The following is a 16,041-nucleotide window of genomic DNA, read 5'->3' on the forward strand; positions in this document are numbered from 1 at the left end:
TTGTCATGCTGAACTTGTTTCAGCATCTCATCACAGTAAATAAAGTTATGTCCCGGAGCTTGTCGAGGTTTTATTTGATTTAAGTAATACCTCAAAAATGCCAATTATCGATCTATAGTTTTTGCCAAGGATACACTAATCAGTTCTAAACGCTCCCGCAGATCACGCTGATTTTCGCAGAAAATCACAAGGTTAACTGGATTGAACTACCACACAAAAAACCCGATCAAAAAATTTGATCGGGTTTTTCTCTATTTTCTAACAGTCCAGCGCTCTAGTTTCCAACAGCGTAGCGGTCTATTAGCTATTTAGCATTACCGGCATTACCAGCATGGTGATTCTTTCTCCGGGATCTAGTCCGTCAACTGGCGTTAGGATTCCGGCACGGTTTGGAAGGCTCATTTCCAGTTGTACTTCATCAGAGTTTAAGTTATTCAGCATTTCGGTAAGGAACCTGGAGTTAAAGCCAATCTGCATATCGTCGCCCTGGTAAGAACATGTTAAACGTTCTTCAGCTTTGTTGCTGTAGTCAATATCTTCCGCAGAAATATTTAATTCGGCACCGGCAATTTTAAGTCGTACCTGGTGCGTGGTTTTATTTGAGAAAATGGAAACCCTTCTTACAGAACTTAAGAACTGATTTCTCTGGATGCTAAGTTTATTCGGATTTTCTTTCGGAATTACCGCTTCGTAATTAGGATATTTTCCGTCGATTAACCGGCAAATTAGCTGTGTATCGTCAAAAGTGAATTTCGCGTTGGATTCGTTGTATTCAATAAGAACTTCGCTTTCACTTCCGGCAAGGATTCCTTTTAAAAGAGTTAGAGGTTTCTTTGGCATTATAAATTCAGCCGCTTGGGAAGCTGTAACGTCTTCACGGGAATATTTTACCAGTTTATGAGCATCGGTAGCCACAAAAGTGAGGCCTTCGTCTGAAAACTGAAAGAAAACACCACTCATCACCGGCCGCAAATCGTCGTTTCCTGAAGCAAAAATCGTTTTGCTAATGGCGGTTGCCAGGATATCACCTTCAATAACGGTGCTGCTTGGCTCTTCCAGTTCTACGGGATTTGGAAATTCTTCACCATCGGCATATGCCAGCGCATATTTACCGTGATTGGAACTTAATTCTATGGTATTGTTATCCTCTGCAACAAAAGTTAAAGGCTGCTCGGGAAAAGTTTTTAGTGTTTCTAAAAGCAACTTGGCGGGAACAGCAATTTTTCCTTCAGAGTCTGATTCTACTTTAAGTTTTGCAGACATTGTAGTCTCCAAATCTGAAGCAGAAACAGTTAATTCGTCTTCTTTAAGATCGAACAGGAAATTATCTAAAACTGGTAATGTATTGGTATTGTTAATTACACCACCCAATATTTGTAGCTGTTTCAGCAAATAACTGCTGGATACAATAAATTTCATCGGCTTTGTTGATTAATTTGAATCTAATACAAATATATTTTATTACTTCAGAAAAGGAAGGTTGCAGCGCCAGTTTTTATTAACAGAAAGATGAAATTTGTTTATTGCAAAGTGTTGATTAAAAGCACAATGATCATTTTAATCTGAAGTTTCTTGTTAATATGTTACTCCGCAGGAAAATCTTAATTCCCTGCTCAGGATCTTTTGACATATTTATGTCTCCTGAAAAAATTGAAGAGAAAGGCGAAAATCGCCAAAATAAGCAATGGAATTACAAGATTTGCCACCTGCCATTTTTCACGCTCCTCTGCCGTCCTTTCGGGATCCAGAAATGGAATGCTAATTTCCTTGGTCCTTATCTCAATAAGGCCATTATCGTCCAGCATATAATTTACGGCATTCAGCAAAAATTCTTTATTTCCGTAAGTGCTTCCGGTGTATCTTTCAAACCCCAATTCCAGCGGAGCACCGCGCTGCAGGTCGTTTTTAATCACATCGCCATCAGAAATTACCAACATTTTGGTTGCTTTACTTTTATCTAAAGGACCTGGAACATCAAATGGTTTTACCCGGTTTTTATATGCTGAAGTAAATTCGCCTTCGAGCAAAACAGCAAGGGGTTGTTCACCATCTGTATAGGTCGATATTTGAGGTTTTTGGCTTACCATTTCCAGGCTTATTTGTAGCGGGGTTCCTTCTATTTTTGTACGCGGGGAACTGCTTAAAAGTATGGTTTTTTCCACATCGTTGGCAAGCGTATCGATCTGATTGGCATATTCAAATTTCACCGCCTCGATATTGTTGATAATAGGATGGTCGTTGGGGGAGGAGCTTAACGGACTATAAAACCATGGATACGGATTAAACCTCGTGTTATTGCCACTTCCCGAAGCCAGAATAATTGGTGCCGAATAAAGATCGTTAATAAGTACCGGATTAATCCTGATCCCGTAGGAGAAGAAAAGATCGCCAAGATTCAAATCCCGTGGCAGGGCATAAGCGGTGCCGGATTGGTTTAAAAGGCTGTCGGTTTCCATCGCAACACTTTCCACGAGCCACAGGGATTTGCCGCCGTTCATCGTGTATTGATCCAGGACAAACTTTTCATTTTCTGTAAATGGCTGCGTTGGTTTTGCTTCCAGAATAAGATCATATTCATTTAAATTCTGAAGCGTTTTTTTCGGGTTTTGTGCTGCGGAATCCAATGTAAACGGAGCGATGTAGTAATACTCCTGAAGCGTTTGCAAAAAGTCGGCAAGATTGGCATCGGGAAGTTCTCCGTTTCCGCGCATTACCGCAATCTTCTTTTCCTTTGGGTAGATAAGTTTATCGAGACCATCTGCAAAAGCATATTCCAGTTGCTGCACGCTGTTGGTCACGCGATCCTCGTCTGTAGCGCCAAGTGTATTTTTAAGTAACGGAATTTTCACCGTTTTATCTTCATAATTGGCGATCGCCCATGGAAAAATAATTTCCTCACTGGTCTTGCCGCTTTCCTGAACGCTTACCCTGGCGGGCGTCATCCCCATTTGAAGAAACTTCTGCGTCACGGCATTAGCATCCTGACCTTCTTCTATTGGGTTTATAAAATTGACTCTAATATTGGAGTTATAAGCAGCAAACTCTTCTAAAAGCTGGCTCGTTTCGTTTCGCAGTCTGCGAAATTCCGGTGGAAAATTTCCCTGAAGGAAAACATCGATAATCACCGGTTTTTCCACGCCTTCAATTATATTTTTTGATGCACTAGAAAGTGTATAGCGATTATCCTGAGTAAGATCGAGACGCGTAAAGAAATTGGCAGCCAGGATATTTAGCAGAATTAAGCCTCCTATGAGGATCGCCAGAGATTTATATGTGCCGGTTTTCTTCAAAATCAGGATTTTTGCTGAATAGATTTTAAACTAAGTTGCGTGAGCTTCAGAAATAAAAAGATAAGGCTGAAGAAGTAGATAATATCACGCGTGTCTACCACTCCGCGGCTAATGCTTTGGTAATGATAACTAATCCCCAAATATTCCAGCCCGTAAGTGGCACTGCTAAAAAGGTCGTAACCCACAAGACCTTCAAACGCGAAATAGCAGAGGAAGCAGAGAAAAACAGCAACAATAAAAGCTACAATCTGATTGTTGGTAAGGCTGGAAGCAAAAATGCCAATTGCCGTGTAGCAACCACCTAAAAAAATGAGTCCGAAATATGATCCCAAAGTTGCGCCAACATCAAGATTTCCTACAGGATTCCCAAGCTGATATATCGTAATGACATACAGAATTGAAGGTACAATAGCTAAAATCACCAATATTAACGCTCCTAAATATTTCCCTGAAATTAACTGCCATAATCCGATTGGTTTTGTCAGTAATAATTCCATTGTGCCCTGCTTTTTTTCTTCGGAAAAGCTTTTCATGGTAATTGCCGGAATAAGAAAAATAAAGATCCACGGCGCGAGATTAAAGAACGGCTTCAGATCTGCAAAACCGTTGTCCAGGATATTATATTCACCGGAAAAAACAAACAGGAACAATCCGCAAACTATCAGAAATATCCCTATCACTAAGTACCCGATTGGCGAGGAAAAAAAGGATTGTATTTCTTTATTTAGTATCGCGAACATTTTTCTTGAGTTGTCTGTTGTGAGTTGTCTGTTGTTTTTCGTTTAGCGTTTGTTGTTGAAAAATTCTTTAAATGAGTTCCTTATTTATGGTGTATTAACTCCAAAAAAGGCAATTTAAACCTTAAACCTTAAACCTTAAACCTTAAACCTTAAACCTTTATACGCTGCTCCATTCCTTATCTACACTCCAGGCTTCCGGTTTTTCGTTGAACAATATTTTGGTTTTTGCCCAGACGCCTTTAAATAATTCCGAATTGCGGTAGTTTTCCAGCGCTTGTTCATTCTGCCAGTAACTATACGTAAAAAACTGGTTGGTATTGTCTTTTCCCCTGTACAATTCAAGCAATTCACATCCTTCAAATCCGCGGATCCTCAGTTTGTTTTCTTCAAAATTATTCAGGAAAGTGTCAATATTTTCAGGAGCAAAGCCCATTTTTACTATTCTTACCAGCATCTATTTAAAATTAATGGTTACGGTGTCCAGAAGATCCAGCCCAAACAGAGTAGAAGCACTACCAATCGTATGCGGATTGCTTTTATAAATTGCAAGTTCTATATATCCTGCAGAATTAAAGACAGCTAACTTCTTACCGTCCTCTTCTCCGCGTTTTTCTTTTTCGAGATCAAAATTAATGGCATCACTATAGGTCTCAAAAATTTCAGAAAAAGTCACCATACGGGCACTCATTACAAAATCCCTGCCTTTTCCAACATTTTCGAAAAATTTGCGGCTAATATTGGTCACCACATTTCCGTAGTTATCAATATACAGCACATGCCCGATAATCTGATTCCTTTCGGAATTAATTAAAGGCTCTAACTGCTTCAGGTATTTAATCTCGTTTATATTTTTCCCAATAACTTCAAGGGTTCCCCCGCGGGCAAGGTGGCAAGCTACTTTTACAAATACATCCAGGACCGGAAAATTTGTCTCTATTTTATCGTGGATATTAATTTCCACAATTTTTTCAGGATTAATTTCTGAAGCCAGTAAAGAAAGTATTCCGTTGTTGGCACAAATAAAGTAATGCTCATCCAGGTAAACTGCCAGATGTTTATTTTCCGGAGTTAGTTCAGAATCTATTCCAATAATGTGAATAGAACCTTTAGGAAAACTCTTGTAGGCGTTTTTAATAATATATGCGGCCTCACTTATATGAAAAGGAGAAACAGAATGGGAAATATCAACAATTCTAACTTCATCTAATTCACTATAAATAGCTCCTTTAACTGCCCCTGCAAAATAATCTTTCTCTCCAAAATCGGTCGTTAAAGTGATGATGGCCATAGGTGAATGTTAATATATTTTTTAAGTTGTAACGGGTTTTTTTACCTAAGTTTGTATAGTAAGCGAAGATAATTTTATTTTATTCAATACAATTGGAAATTGGCTAAAATTAAATCTTCTTAACGAGCAAAAACAGGCGGTGCCGAATAGTACCGGCCGAGATAAAACAATAAAAATTAGTCGATAATTTGAGACACTTCCCACTTTACATTAATATAAAATCATAGGCTTTTGAACGAACTCGTAATCGAACTTTCGGAAATTAATCCAAGAGAATTTTTTGGTCAGCAGAATGAACATATAGAACTTCTTAAGAAGTACTTTCCTAAATTAAAAATTGTAGCAAGGGGTAGTAAAATAAAGGTCTTTGGAGACGAAGAAATGCTGGAGGAATTCGATATGCGCTTTAATATGTTGATGGACCACTTCGGAAAATATAATAAGCTTGATGAAAATGTAATTGAAAGGGTGCTTACCAGCGATAGTAGGGAAGATTACAGTGCATCTGAAGCAAGTGGTCAGGTTCTGGTACACGGGGTTAGCGGGAAATTGATAAAGGCGCAAACTGCCAATCAGCGTAAACTTGTAGAACTCAGTTTTAAAAACGATATGATCTTTGCGGTAGGTCCCGCAGGAACAGGAAAAACATATACCGGGGTGGCGCTTGCCGTAAAAGCGCTCAAGGAGAAGCAGGTGAAAAGGATCATTCTTACGCGGCCCGCGGTAGAGGCAGGGGAGAACCTGGGCTTTCTTCCGGGAGATCTTAAAGAGAAACTGGATCCCTATATGCAGCCGCTTTATGACGGACTTCGGGACATGATCCCTCATGAAAAACTGGAAACTTTTATTGAAAAAGGGATTATCCAAATCGCCCCTCTGGCATTTATGCGAGGGAGGACATTGGACAATGCGTTTGTAATCCTGGATGAAGCGCAAAATACCACCCACGCCCAAATGAAAATGTTCCTTACGAGGATGGGGAAAAATGCCAAATTTATGATCACCGGTGATCCGGGTCAGATCGACCTTCCGCGACGGGTAATTTCAGGATTAAAAGAAGCACTGCTAGTTTTAAAAGACGTAAAAGGAGTTGGGATTATTTATCTGGATGATAAAGATGTGATAAGACATCGACTTGTGAAAAAAGTAATCGCCGCCTATAAAGAAATTGAACATACAGATTAGTTTGGTATGGTGAAACCTCACAGGTTTTCAAAACCTGTGAGGTTTTTGGGAAATTAAGGTGTATCAACTTCTTCAAAATGGTTTAAATCAGATTGGGTTTACACAATATCTAAATAACTTTTGAATCTTTCTTATAATGAACACTACAATTACAGAGACAAATTTTAGTTTTCCCGAACAAAAGTCGGTTTATAAAGGGAAAGTACGTGATGTTTACGCTTTAGAAGATGAGCGCCTTGTGATGATCGCCAGCGACAGACTTTCAGCTTTTGATGTGGTGATGCCGAAAGGAATTCCGTATAAGGGACAAATCCTTAATCAAATTGCCACAAAAATGATGAAGGATACTGAGGATATTGTACCAAACTGGTTGGAGGCCACTCCAGATCCTAATGTTGCTATAGGCGTTACCTGCAAACCTTTTATGGTAGAAATGGTGATTCGTGGTTATCTTTCTGGTCATGCTGCCAGGGAATATAATGCTGGAAAAAGAAGCCTGTGCGGAGTAGAAATGCCTGACGGGATGCAGGAAAATGACAAATTTCCCACTCCCATCATCACGCCGGCGACAAAAGCTGAAAAAGGAGATCATGATGAGGATATTTCCAGGGAAGATATTATAAAAAGAGGAATTGTTTCTGAAGAAGATTATAAAGTACTGGAAGATTATACCCGAAAACTGTTTAAACGTGGGACTGAGATTGCTGCAGAACGCGGATTAATCCTGGTAGATACCAAATATGAATTTGGGAAGACCAGGGAAGGGAAAATTGTTCTTATAGATGAGATCCACACGCCAGATTCTTCCCGCTATTTCTATTCTGAAGGTTATGAGCAGCGCCAGCAGGAAAAAGAGCCTCAAAAACAGCTTTCGAAGGAATTTGTGAGGCAGTGGCTTATCCAAAATGACTTTCAGGGGCTGGAAGGACAAAAAGTTCCTGAAATGACAGACGAATACATCACTTCTGTTTCAGAAAGATACATTGAGCTCTATGAGAAGATTACCGGAGAAGAATTTGTAAAGGCCGATGTTTCCAATATTCAGGAACGTATAGAAAAAAATGTACTGAATTATCTCCGTTAAAGAGACATGCCTAAAATGGCAATTTTCGGCACTATATCTTGATGAGGAGCTATTATTAGCAGCTTTTGTAAAATAACACGGTAAACTTTTGAATATTATAAGCGGTATATTATTATATCGCTTTTTTATTGGCATATTTCCGGTTAAAAACCCGGAAAACTTCTTCAGATTTAATGAAAATTCAATAGATTTAAGGCTAAATAAAGATATTGCGGAATAAATGAGGATTTATAATCTTCTTTGCCCTTTCCGAAGAAATAGTAAAGACATTTTCTGAAGCAATTATTGATTTAACCAACTTTTCTAGAAAAATGAGTAATTATAGTATTAAAAATTTAGAAGAATATTTCCAGGTATACCGAAAATCTGTAAGAGAACCCGAAAATTTCTGGGAAGAAGTGGCAGAAGAGCACTTTACATGGCGTAAGAAATGGGACAAGGTCCTTAGCTGGGACTTTTCAATACCGGAAATTAAATGGTTTGAAAATGCAAAGCTGAATATTACTGAAAATTGTGTGGACCGGCACCTGCTTACCCGGGGCGAGAAAACGGCAATTATCTGGGAACCTAATGATCCTGAAGAAGAATCACTGCATATTTCCTATAAGGAGCTTTTGGAAAGGGTGAATAAATTTGCCAATGTTCTTAAGGACAACGGAATTAAAAAGGGCGATAAGGTTTGTATTTACCTGCCTATGATTCCGGAACTTTCTGTGGCCATGCTCGCCTGTGCACGAATTGGTGCAATCCACTCTGTTGTTTTTGCCGGTTTTTCGGCTACAGCACTGGCCACCCGAACCAATGATGCAGATTGTAAAATGCTGATTACTGCTGATGGTTCCTTCCGTGGTAACAAAACGCTGGATCTGAAAGGAATTGTTGATAAAGCTCTTGAAGACTGCCCAAATGTAGAAACCGTTCTGGTGGCAAAAAGAATTGATGCCGATATTAACATGAAAGAAGGTCGGGATAAATGGTTACAGCCGTTACTGGAAGAGGCATCTTCAGAATGTGAACCTGAAATTATGGATGCTGAAGATCCATTGTTTATCCTTTATACTTCAGGATCTACGGGGACTCCAAAAGGAATGGTGCATACTACGGGAGGTTATATGGTTTATACCGCTTATACTTTCAAAAATATTTTTCAGTATAAAGAAGAAGATGTTTACTGGTGTACCGCAGATATTGGATGGATTACCGGGCATTCTTACATTTTATACGGTCCGCTGGCAAATGGCGCCACCACGGTAATGTTTGAAGGTGTTCCTTCTTATCCAGATTATGGCCGTTTCTGGGAAGTTGTTGAAAAGCATAAAGTTAACCAGTTTTATACGGCTCCCACAGCAATTCGTTCTCTCGCAAAGCGCAATATAGAATTTGTGGAAAAATACGATCTTTCTTCCTTGAAGGTTCTGGGCTCTGTTGGAGAACCTATAAATGAAGAGGCGTGGCATTGGTATAATGACAATATTGGTAAAAATAAGAGCCCCATCGTGGATACATGGTGGCAAACGGAAACCGGCGGAATCATGATTTCCCCAATTCCTTACGTAACCCCGGCCAAGCCGACTTATGCGACCTTGCCTTTTCCCGGGATTCAGCCGGCTCTTATGGACGAAAATGGAACTGAATTAAAAGGAAATCAGGTAGATGGAAGGCTTTGTATTAAATTCCCATGGCCTTCTATGGCGCGCACGATCTATGGAAATCATAAGCGATATAAAGAAACTTATTTTTCTGCTTTTGAAAACAAATATTTTACCGGAGACGGAGCCTTGCGCGATGAGGTTGGATATTACCGGATTACAGGGAGGGTAGATGATGTTATTATTGTTTCTGGCCACAATCTTGGTACTGCACCTATTGAAGACGCGATTAATGAACATCCGGCGGTAGCAGAATCTGCTATTGTTGGTTTTCCGCATGAAGTAAAAGGAAATGCACTCTACGCATTTGTTATTCTGAAGGAAACCGGAGAATCCAGGAATCAGGATAACCTGAGAAAGGAAATTAATCAGCAGATTTCTGATAGGGTGGGGCCAATTGCAAAACCGGAAAAAATTCAGTTTGTAAGCGGACTACCAAAAACCCGAAGCGGAAAAATTATGAGGAGGATCTTGCGAAAAATTGCTTCTAATGATACTTCCAACCTTGGCGATACTTCCACATTACTTAATCCTGAAGTGGTTGATGAAATTATCGAGAGTTCAATGTAAATTTATAAAAGTATATCCTGTTGTGCTCAGGGAATGAAGGTTTTGCAAAAATTTTATTGGAAGATCGAATTTTTGTAGCAAAAATACAATCAATTATGAAAAAGCTTTTTTTGTTTTTATTTCTTAAGCATTACACGAATTACAAGAAGCCGAAAAGTATATATAGATTTTTCTAAAATCACTTAGAAAAATTCCTCGAACCTTAATGGCTTTCACGCTGTTGAATCCGGAAAATGTTCTGGAGTTAGTAGATACAACTATTTAAGTACACTCAGAAATTTGAAAAAAGGCTGTTTCAGGATAACTCCCTGGACAGCCTCTTTTTTTGTTTCAGAACAAATTCTTTAATTTCATTTGTCCGTTTTTATTCAGTCTGCCCAGGATTTTGAGAAAGGCAATTGCGGTTATAAAAGCATCGCCGGCCGCAGTATGCCGGTCTGAAACATCAATAGTATATGCTTCAGCTATTTCGTCGAGTGAATAATTTTTTTCCCTGTCTATAAGATTTGAAGTAATTCTGGTTCTCCGGTACAAAAACATGGTATCCAGAATACGGTTTTTAAGTTTTGGAAGTCCCATTCGCTTTAGTGCCTTATTGATCATGGTAATGTCAAAATTCGCGTGATGGGCCACAAGTACAGCATTTTCAATATAATTCAGAAAATGTTTAACAGCTTCTTCTTCAGATAAAGTTGCTACTTTTTCATTTTTTATTATTCCGTGTATTTCAACAGATTCGGGATTAAATTTTTCCTGTTCAATATAGATCTCAAAATTGTCTGCCATGTTTATCTGGTTGTGCTGCACGCTCACAGCTCCAATGCACAGCATGCGGTCCTCTTTATAATCAAAACCCGTCGTCTCTGTATCCAGTACAACAAACCGGACATCAGAAATTTTCTCAGGTAGTTTTTGATCAAAATTCTTTGCATAAGTGTTCCAGAAATCCGGCAGATCCTGGGGTTCTTTCTTTTTAAACCAGTTAGAAATCATGATATGAAGGATGAAATTTCAAACCTGAATTTAATTAATTCCTGAACGTCTTTAATGCTTTTAAAGCAGCGTTTAAGTTTTATTTTGTCTTCTTTGCTCAAATCCTGAAGGTTAATAAATCTCCCGCTGTCTTTATGGAGCAGTCCCTGTTTAGTCCTGAATTTTAGCAGCGCTTTAGAAGAGTAGGAGCAGGCGAGATACAATTCTCTGTTGGCCGGCTCCAGCTGTGCAAGTTTTTCAAAACGCTCTGCCGTATTGCTCATGTTTTTCACCTGATGAGAGAGGCTTAAGACACGGCCTGCATCGGTAAGCGGAGTAATGGCACGTTTCTTTATATCAAAAAAATCTTTGTTTTCCCCATCATGCTCGACTAAAAACTGGCGGAAAAATCCCAGCGGCGTAGGATTCCGCAGCGCACTTGCCGCGAGCAAAGTGAGGAACTTTTTGTAGGAGCTAATTTCCTTATAAATGTGATCGGCCAGTTCGTTGGAGAGGCTAACGTCTCCATAAGAAATATCGTAATCAAAAAATATCGAACAAAGCAAAATTTCATCTGATCCAGGTTCTACAATCCAATTAGAGAATTGTTCTTTCCATTCCTGCAGACTGAGACAATACTGCGGATTACGGGCCATCATATCTGCCGGACAAAATTCGTAGCCAATAATGCCAAGTCTCTTGGTTACCTTTTTGGACAACTTTAGAAAATATTCCTTTGTTTCTTCCAGTTTTTCTTCCGGAACATCTTCAAAAACCAAAGCGTTATCTTGATCTGTATGCAGTAACTGCTCTTTTCTACCCTGGCTGCCCAGGGAAAGCCAGGCGAACTTCACCGGGGGAGGAGTTTCCATTTTCTCTATGCAACGGTTTATAATCCTCTTAATTGTAGCATCATTAAGCTCAAAAATAATTTTAGAAATATGCGTCAGTGGAATATTATGATCCAGGTAACCTTTTAAAAGTTGCATTATCTTATTCCTTACTTTCTTCAGTTTTTTAGTGCTGCTTGCCCTGTTGATAGCCTTCATTAAAACAGAAGGATTATTTGCCTGCGAAACAATAATATCATGTTCAGACACTATTCCCTTTACCTTTGTATTTGGAGTGCCGTCTCTGGTGATACAAATGTGATTAATGTTGTGCTTCATCATCGTTAACTGCGCCTGTGCAATGGTGATGCTCCTGGAGTAGCAAATAACCGGGGATGTCATAATTTCAGAAACAGGAGTGTCTATGCTTAACCTTCCTGTAGCCACCATTGTCCTGAAATCCATATCGGTCACTATACCTGTGGGAAGTTCGTTTTCAGTAATCAAAATAGAGCCCACTTTTTTATTGCTCATTAAAGTGGCGGCAGTCCTGATCGTAGTTTCGGGCGGTACAGTAACAATTCTTTTTACAATTGGTACAGGTTGCAATTCATACATGGAATCTGTCTTGAATTCTATGGAATTATCGGTGACCAGTTGCCCTCTATGTTCCGGGGAATAGGGATTGCGGGTATTGGAGGCAAAGCTTTCAATTAAAAAATTTCCTACGTGGGAATTGCTTTCGGCTATAGGTTTAAAGATTGAAATGGGAATAGCGTATAAAATACTTTCCTCGTCGGTATCGGCATTTATCAGGTAATTTTCTTTGGCAAACAGTGGCCTTAAACCAAAAATATCACCTTCATCACATTTATCAATAGTCTCTGCTTCGCCGTTTTCCTTGATCTTCTGGAGATCAATGGCACCTTTGTTAACGATGTAGAAGTGTTCATGGCCTTTTTCTCCTTTTCTAAAAACTGGTTTACCTTTTTCCATATAGATAACCTTCACTTCTTTTGAAATGGTGAGAAGATGTTTTTCTTCCAGAAGTGAAAAAGGTGGGAAATCCTTTAGAAAGTCTGCTATTCTTGCTGAAATGGTATTCTTCATACCGCAAATTTACAAAAAGGAAGCAAGGGATTTTTCTACAGAAACAGACTTCTATAGCAGATGCCTAAAAATGTCAAATTTCGATCTCATAATCTTTAATCATCTTAAGGATTATTTTTTCTGTTTCAGAAAGAGAGGTGTAATTTTTACTCTCGTCTTTTTTTACCTTTTTAAAATAAGGCACAATCTCGCCATTCTCGTAGGAAGATACAATCTTAGGATGCACATAATAGGTGCGGCATACGCTACGCGTATTTCCCAGACCCGTGGCAGCGGCATCAAATGCCGTGATCAGGTTTTTCTTGTTTTCTTTTTCATCTTCAGTATAACCCAGTTCCCTTAGCGTTTCAAAAAATATTTTTGTTGCAGACCAGGTCCTGAAGTCTTTTGCAGAGAACATGTCGCCACTAAGTTCATGAATATACTCATTAATCATCCCACTATCTATCGCATGTTTCTCTCCATTCTCATCATAAAATTTAAAGAGTTCCCACCCGGGGATTTCTTCACATTGATTAATAAGTTTAATGAGTTGTTTGTCCTTTACACTTATGGAATGTTCTTTACCCTTTTTACCAACAAATTCAAATTTAACTTCATTTTTGTAGGTCTTCAGGTGCCTGGACCTGAAGGTTGAAAGTCCGTAGGTTTTATTGTTCTTCGCATAATAGTCGTTCCCAATCCTGATGTGGGTTTCCTCCATAAGGCGAATTATGAGCGCCAGGATTTTACGTCTGCTCATCTCGGGCAGGTCCAGGTCCTCATCCACCTGTTTCCTGATCTTTGGAAGACGGTGCCCAAAAGCAGCCATTTTAAAAAATTTTGTCTGATTTCTTATTTTCGTCCATAAAGAATGGTACATGTACTGTTTCCGCTCTTTATCATCACGGCCCACTACCTGTAAATGCCCATTTTCGAGATGAGTGATCCTTACATTCTGCCAGGCCGGCGGAATTACAAGTTTCTTAATACGCTCAAGGATCTTATTGTCTGAAATTTTTTCATCCTTTCTGTAATAGGCAAAACCTCTGCCTACTTTTTTACGTTCTATGGAGAGATGATGTTCTGAAACGTAAACGAGATTGGCCATTCCTATAGCTTCTCTGGGGTTCTCTATAATCGTATTTACCTCTTCAGGAGAAAGGGTCATCGCTTTTTTTCTACAATATAATCTGAATATAACCTGGGCCCTGATAAAATACTGTGAAAGTTAAGCTAACGGAAATAAAAAACTCCTTTTCAGAAGAACCTGAAAAGGAGTTTAGCTTATATTTTTCCTGAAATTATTTGAAATAACTGAAGGTTTCCCCGTCTTTGATCTGGAGAACACTTTCATAAATAAGCCTGATTACATTTTCCACATCCTGCTTATGCACCATCTCAACTGTAGTGTGCATGTAACGAAGAGGTAATGAAATTAAAGCAGAAGCAACGCCACCATTACTGTAGGCAAAAGCATCGGTATCTGTTCCCGTAAACCGCGAAGATGCCATTCGCTGAAATGGAATCTTGTTCTTTTCTGCGGTTTCAATTAAAAGCTCCCTTAGATTATTTTGTACGGCAGGCGCATAAGAAATTACCGGTCCGTCACCAATTTTCGTGAGACCGTTGGTTTTCTTTTCAATCATAGGTGTGGTGGTGTCGTGGGTAACATCTGTTACTATTGCTACGTTAGGCTTAATACGCTGAGTAATCATTTCGGCTCCGCGTAGTCCTATCTCTTCCTGTACAGAGTTGGTAACGTACAATCCAAAAGGCAATTCCTTTTTATTCTCCCTTAGTAATTTTGCAACCTGCGCAACCATAAACCCGCCAATGCGGTTGTCTAGTGCCCGACTTACAAATTTATCCTCATTCAGAATAAAGAATTCATCGGGATAAGTAATAACACAACCTACATGAACTCCTAGTTTCTCAACTTCTTCTTTAGAACTGCAACCTACGTCTATAGAGATATTTTCCAGTTTTGGAGATTGCTCATCTTCCTTTTTACGTGTATGTATTGCCGGCCATCCAAACACACCTTTCACAATGCCTTTTTTGGTATGGATGTTTACCCTTTTAGAAGCAGCAATCTGGTGGTCGCTTCCACCGTTTCTAATCACATAAATAAGTCCGTCGTCTGTAATATAGTTCACATACCACGAAATTTCGTCTGCATGTCCTTCAATAACAACCTTAAATTTTGCTTCAGGATTTATCACTCCTACTGCTGTGCCATACGTATCTGTAATAAATTCATCTACATAAGGCCTCAGGTAATCCATCCAGAGTTTTTGTCCTTCAGATTCATAGCCCGTTGGAGCGGCGTTATTCAAATATTTTTCAAGAAAATTAACTGATTCTTTATCTAAAATGTTTTCTGCTTTCATGCTTTTAAAAATTTGCACGAATTTAATAAGAATAAAATGCTTTGCAATTGAAGATTCATTAATTTTGGAATGATTTTGGCTAAATCTGTTCTGAAATTTAAGATGGAAGTGTGAGATATATTTGGACATTATTTTTAGGGATTTTATTCTCAAGTGGCTATGCTCAGGAAGAAATGGTTGAAAACGATACCATACAGGACACCTATATGATTATTGCTGGTGATACCGTTCCCAGAAAAAGTATAGACCTGGATGAGGTGATCCTTTTAAGAAAACTGAAATTTAGCAATAGCGAGGATAGACGGCAGTATCTTATTTTAAGGAGAAAAACCAGGAAAGTTTATCCATATGCCAAATTGGCTTCAGAAAGGCTGTTGGAACTTAATAGCAGGTTAGAGGAAATTAAATCGAAGTCTGCACGTAAAAGATATACCAGGATTGTTCAGGATTATATAGAAGACCAGTTCTCTGCAGAGTTGAAGAAATTAACCCATACTGAAGGGCAAATTCTTGTAAAATTGATCCACAGGCAAACGGGAACTACTGCTTTTAACCTTATAAGGAACCTTAAGAGTGGCTGGCGGGCCTTTTGGTACAATACTACAGCCAGCTTATTCGATATTTCCTTAAAAGAAGAATATGATCCTAAAAATAACCAGGAAGATTTTCTAATAGAAGACATACTTCAAAGGTCTTTTCAGTCAGATATACTGGAACCACAGGCAACGGCTTTGGACTTCAAGTATATCGAGCTGACTAATAAATGGAGAGAAGATAATAAGAAAATCAATAAAAGGAGTTAATTTTCTCTCTTTCTGCTTTTGTGGTTCATTTCTTTTTTCTATCTTTCTTAGGTTGTAAAATTTAAGTTTAGCAGATTCTTTTCTGCGTAGGGTTTTTTCATAAAGGAAAAGTTTTTGAGTTGAATTCCGGTTCTTTTATTATTAATCT

13 protein-coding genes are annotated in these 16,041 nt (G+C 38.9%); 4 read left to right on the plus strand and 9 right to left on the minus strand.

The window, feature by feature from the left end:
- Positions 1 to 300: 300 nt before the first annotated feature.
- The 5 genes from dnaN to RM529_RS12600 all read right to left on the minus strand — a co-directional run bounded on the left by dnaN (position 301) and on the right by RM529_RS12600 (position 5,318).
- Entirely contained in the window at positions 301 to 1,419 is a 1,119-nt protein-coding gene (dnaN, locus tag RM529_RS12580; RefSeq protein ID WP_311485130.1) for a DNA polymerase III subunit beta, read from the minus strand.
- 194 nt (positions 1,420 to 1,613) lie between these two features.
- Positions 1,614 to 3,290 (minus strand): gliding motility-associated ABC transporter substrate-binding protein GldG, encoded by a 1,677-nt coding sequence (gldG, locus tag RM529_RS12585; RefSeq protein WP_311485131.1) that lies wholly within the window; start codon positions 3,288 to 3,290, stop codon positions 1,614 to 1,616.
- Positions 3,291 to 3,292: 2 nt separating this feature from the next.
- The gene (gene gldF / locus RM529_RS12590) at positions 3,293 to 4,030 is read right to left on the minus strand and encodes a gliding motility-associated ABC transporter permease subunit GldF (protein WP_311485132.1); all 738 of its coding nucleotides are present in this window, start codon (positions 4,028 to 4,030) and stop codon (positions 3,293 to 3,295) included.
- Positions 4,031 to 4,187: 157 nt separating this feature from the next.
- On the minus strand, positions 4,188 to 4,484 hold the full coding sequence (locus tag RM529_RS12595) for a putative quinol monooxygenase (protein ID WP_311485133.1): 297 nt from the start codon (positions 4,482 to 4,484) through the stop codon (positions 4,188 to 4,190).
- On the minus strand, positions 4,485 to 5,318 hold the full coding sequence (locus RM529_RS12600) for an SAM hydrolase/SAM-dependent halogenase family protein (protein WP_311485134.1): 834 nt from the start codon (positions 5,316 to 5,318) through the stop codon (positions 4,485 to 4,487).
- Between the two features lie 231 nt (positions 5,319 to 5,549).
- Here RM529_RS12600 and RM529_RS12605 point away from each other — a divergent pair, with 231 nt between their 5' ends.
- The 3 genes from RM529_RS12605 (at position 5,550) to acs (ending at position 9,806) form a co-directional block, all read left to right on the plus strand.
- A complete protein-coding gene (locus RM529_RS12605) occupies positions 5,550 to 6,503 on the plus strand; it encodes a PhoH family protein (RefSeq protein WP_311485135.1) in 954 nt (317 codons plus the stop codon).
- A gap of 136 nt (positions 6,504 to 6,639) precedes the next feature.
- Positions 6,640 to 7,587: a phosphoribosylaminoimidazolesuccinocarboxamide synthase gene (locus tag RM529_RS12610; RefSeq protein ID WP_311485136.1), complete on the plus strand. Its 948-nt coding sequence runs from the start codon at positions 6,640 to 6,642 to the stop codon at positions 7,585 to 7,587.
- Between the two features lie 311 nt (positions 7,588 to 7,898).
- Positions 7,899 to 9,806 carry an acetate--CoA ligase gene (gene acs, locus RM529_RS12615; protein WP_311485137.1) on the plus strand — a complete coding sequence of 636 codons (1,908 nt, stop codon included), beginning with the start codon at positions 7,899 to 7,901 and terminating at the stop codon, positions 9,804 to 9,806.
- A gap of 330 nt (positions 9,807 to 10,136) precedes the next feature.
- Here the strand turns inward: acs and RM529_RS12620 are convergent, their stop codons facing one another.
- The 4 genes from RM529_RS12620 to RM529_RS12635 form a co-directional block, all read right to left on the minus strand.
- Positions 10,137 to 10,799, minus strand: coding sequence for a 3'-5' exonuclease (locus RM529_RS12620; protein WP_311485138.1), 663 nt, complete (start codon positions 10,797 to 10,799; stop codon positions 10,137 to 10,139).
- Positions 10,796 to 12,718: a DUF294 nucleotidyltransferase-like domain-containing protein gene (locus RM529_RS12625; RefSeq protein ID WP_311485139.1), complete on the minus strand. Its 1,923-nt coding sequence runs from the start codon at positions 12,716 to 12,718 to the stop codon at positions 10,796 to 10,798. The genes RM529_RS12620 and RM529_RS12625 overlap by 4 nt, the downstream gene beginning before the upstream one ends.
- 73 nt (positions 12,719 to 12,791) lie before the next feature.
- Complete coding sequence (locus tag RM529_RS12630) at positions 12,792 to 13,868, minus strand: DNA topoisomerase IB (RefSeq protein WP_311485140.1); 1,077 nt, start codon at positions 13,866 to 13,868, stop codon at positions 12,792 to 12,794.
- Positions 13,869 to 14,001: 133 nt separating this feature from the next.
- Positions 14,002 to 15,090 carry a M42 family metallopeptidase gene (locus tag RM529_RS12635; protein WP_311485141.1) on the minus strand — a complete coding sequence of 363 codons (1,089 nt, stop codon included), beginning with the start codon at positions 15,088 to 15,090 and terminating at the stop codon, positions 14,002 to 14,004.
- Between the two features lie 173 nt (positions 15,091 to 15,263).
- On the opposite strand from RM529_RS12635, the gene RM529_RS12640 reads away from it, so the two are divergent.
- Positions 15,264 to 15,893 (plus strand): DUF4294 domain-containing protein, encoded by a 630-nt coding sequence (locus RM529_RS12640; RefSeq protein WP_311485142.1) that lies wholly within the window; start codon positions 15,264 to 15,266, stop codon positions 15,891 to 15,893.
- The last annotated feature ends 148 nt before the right edge of the window (positions 15,894 to 16,041 follow it).

This window comes from Autumnicola edwardsiae (genome assembly GCF_031846505.1).
GTDB classification, from domain to species: Bacteria; Bacteroidota; Bacteroidia; order Flavobacteriales; family Flavobacteriaceae; genus Autumnicola; species Autumnicola edwardsiae.

Coding starts and splice junctions, on each gene's coding strand:
- RM529_RS12600 (WP_311485134.1), bottom strand. CDS start 5,318: ATGGCCATCATCACTTTAACGACCGATTTTGGAGAGAAAGATTATTTT.
- acs (WP_311485137.1), top strand. CDS start 7,899: ATGAGTAATTATAGTATTAAAAATTTAGAAGAATATTTCCAGGTATAC.
- RM529_RS12625 (WP_311485139.1), bottom strand. CDS start 12,718: ATGAAGAATACCATTTCAGCAAGAATAGCAGACTTTCTAAAGGATTTC.
- RM529_RS12630 (WP_311485140.1), bottom strand. CDS start 13,868: ATGACCCTTTCTCCTGAAGAGGTAAATACGATTATAGAGAACCCCAGA.
- RM529_RS12595 (WP_311485133.1), bottom strand. CDS start 4,484: ATGCTGGTAAGAATAGTAAAAATGGGCTTTGCTCCTGAAAATATTGAC.
- RM529_RS12610 (WP_311485136.1), top strand. CDS start 6,640: ATGAACACTACAATTACAGAGACAAATTTTAGTTTTCCCGAACAAAAG.
- gldF (WP_311485132.1), bottom strand. CDS start 4,030: ATGTTCGCGATACTAAATAAAGAAATACAATCCTTTTTTTCCTCGCCA.
- RM529_RS12640 (WP_311485142.1), top strand. CDS start 15,264: ATGGTTGAAAACGATACCATACAGGACACCTATATGATTATTGCTGGT.
- dnaN (WP_311485130.1), bottom strand. CDS start 1,419: ATGAAATTTATTGTATCCAGCAGTTATTTGCTGAAACAGCTACAAATA.
- RM529_RS12620 (WP_311485138.1), bottom strand. CDS start 10,799: ATGATTTCTAACTGGTTTAAAAAGAAAGAACCCCAGGATCTGCCGGAT.
- RM529_RS12635 (WP_311485141.1), bottom strand. CDS start 15,090: ATGAAAGCAGAAAACATTTTAGATAAAGAATCAGTTAATTTTCTTGAA.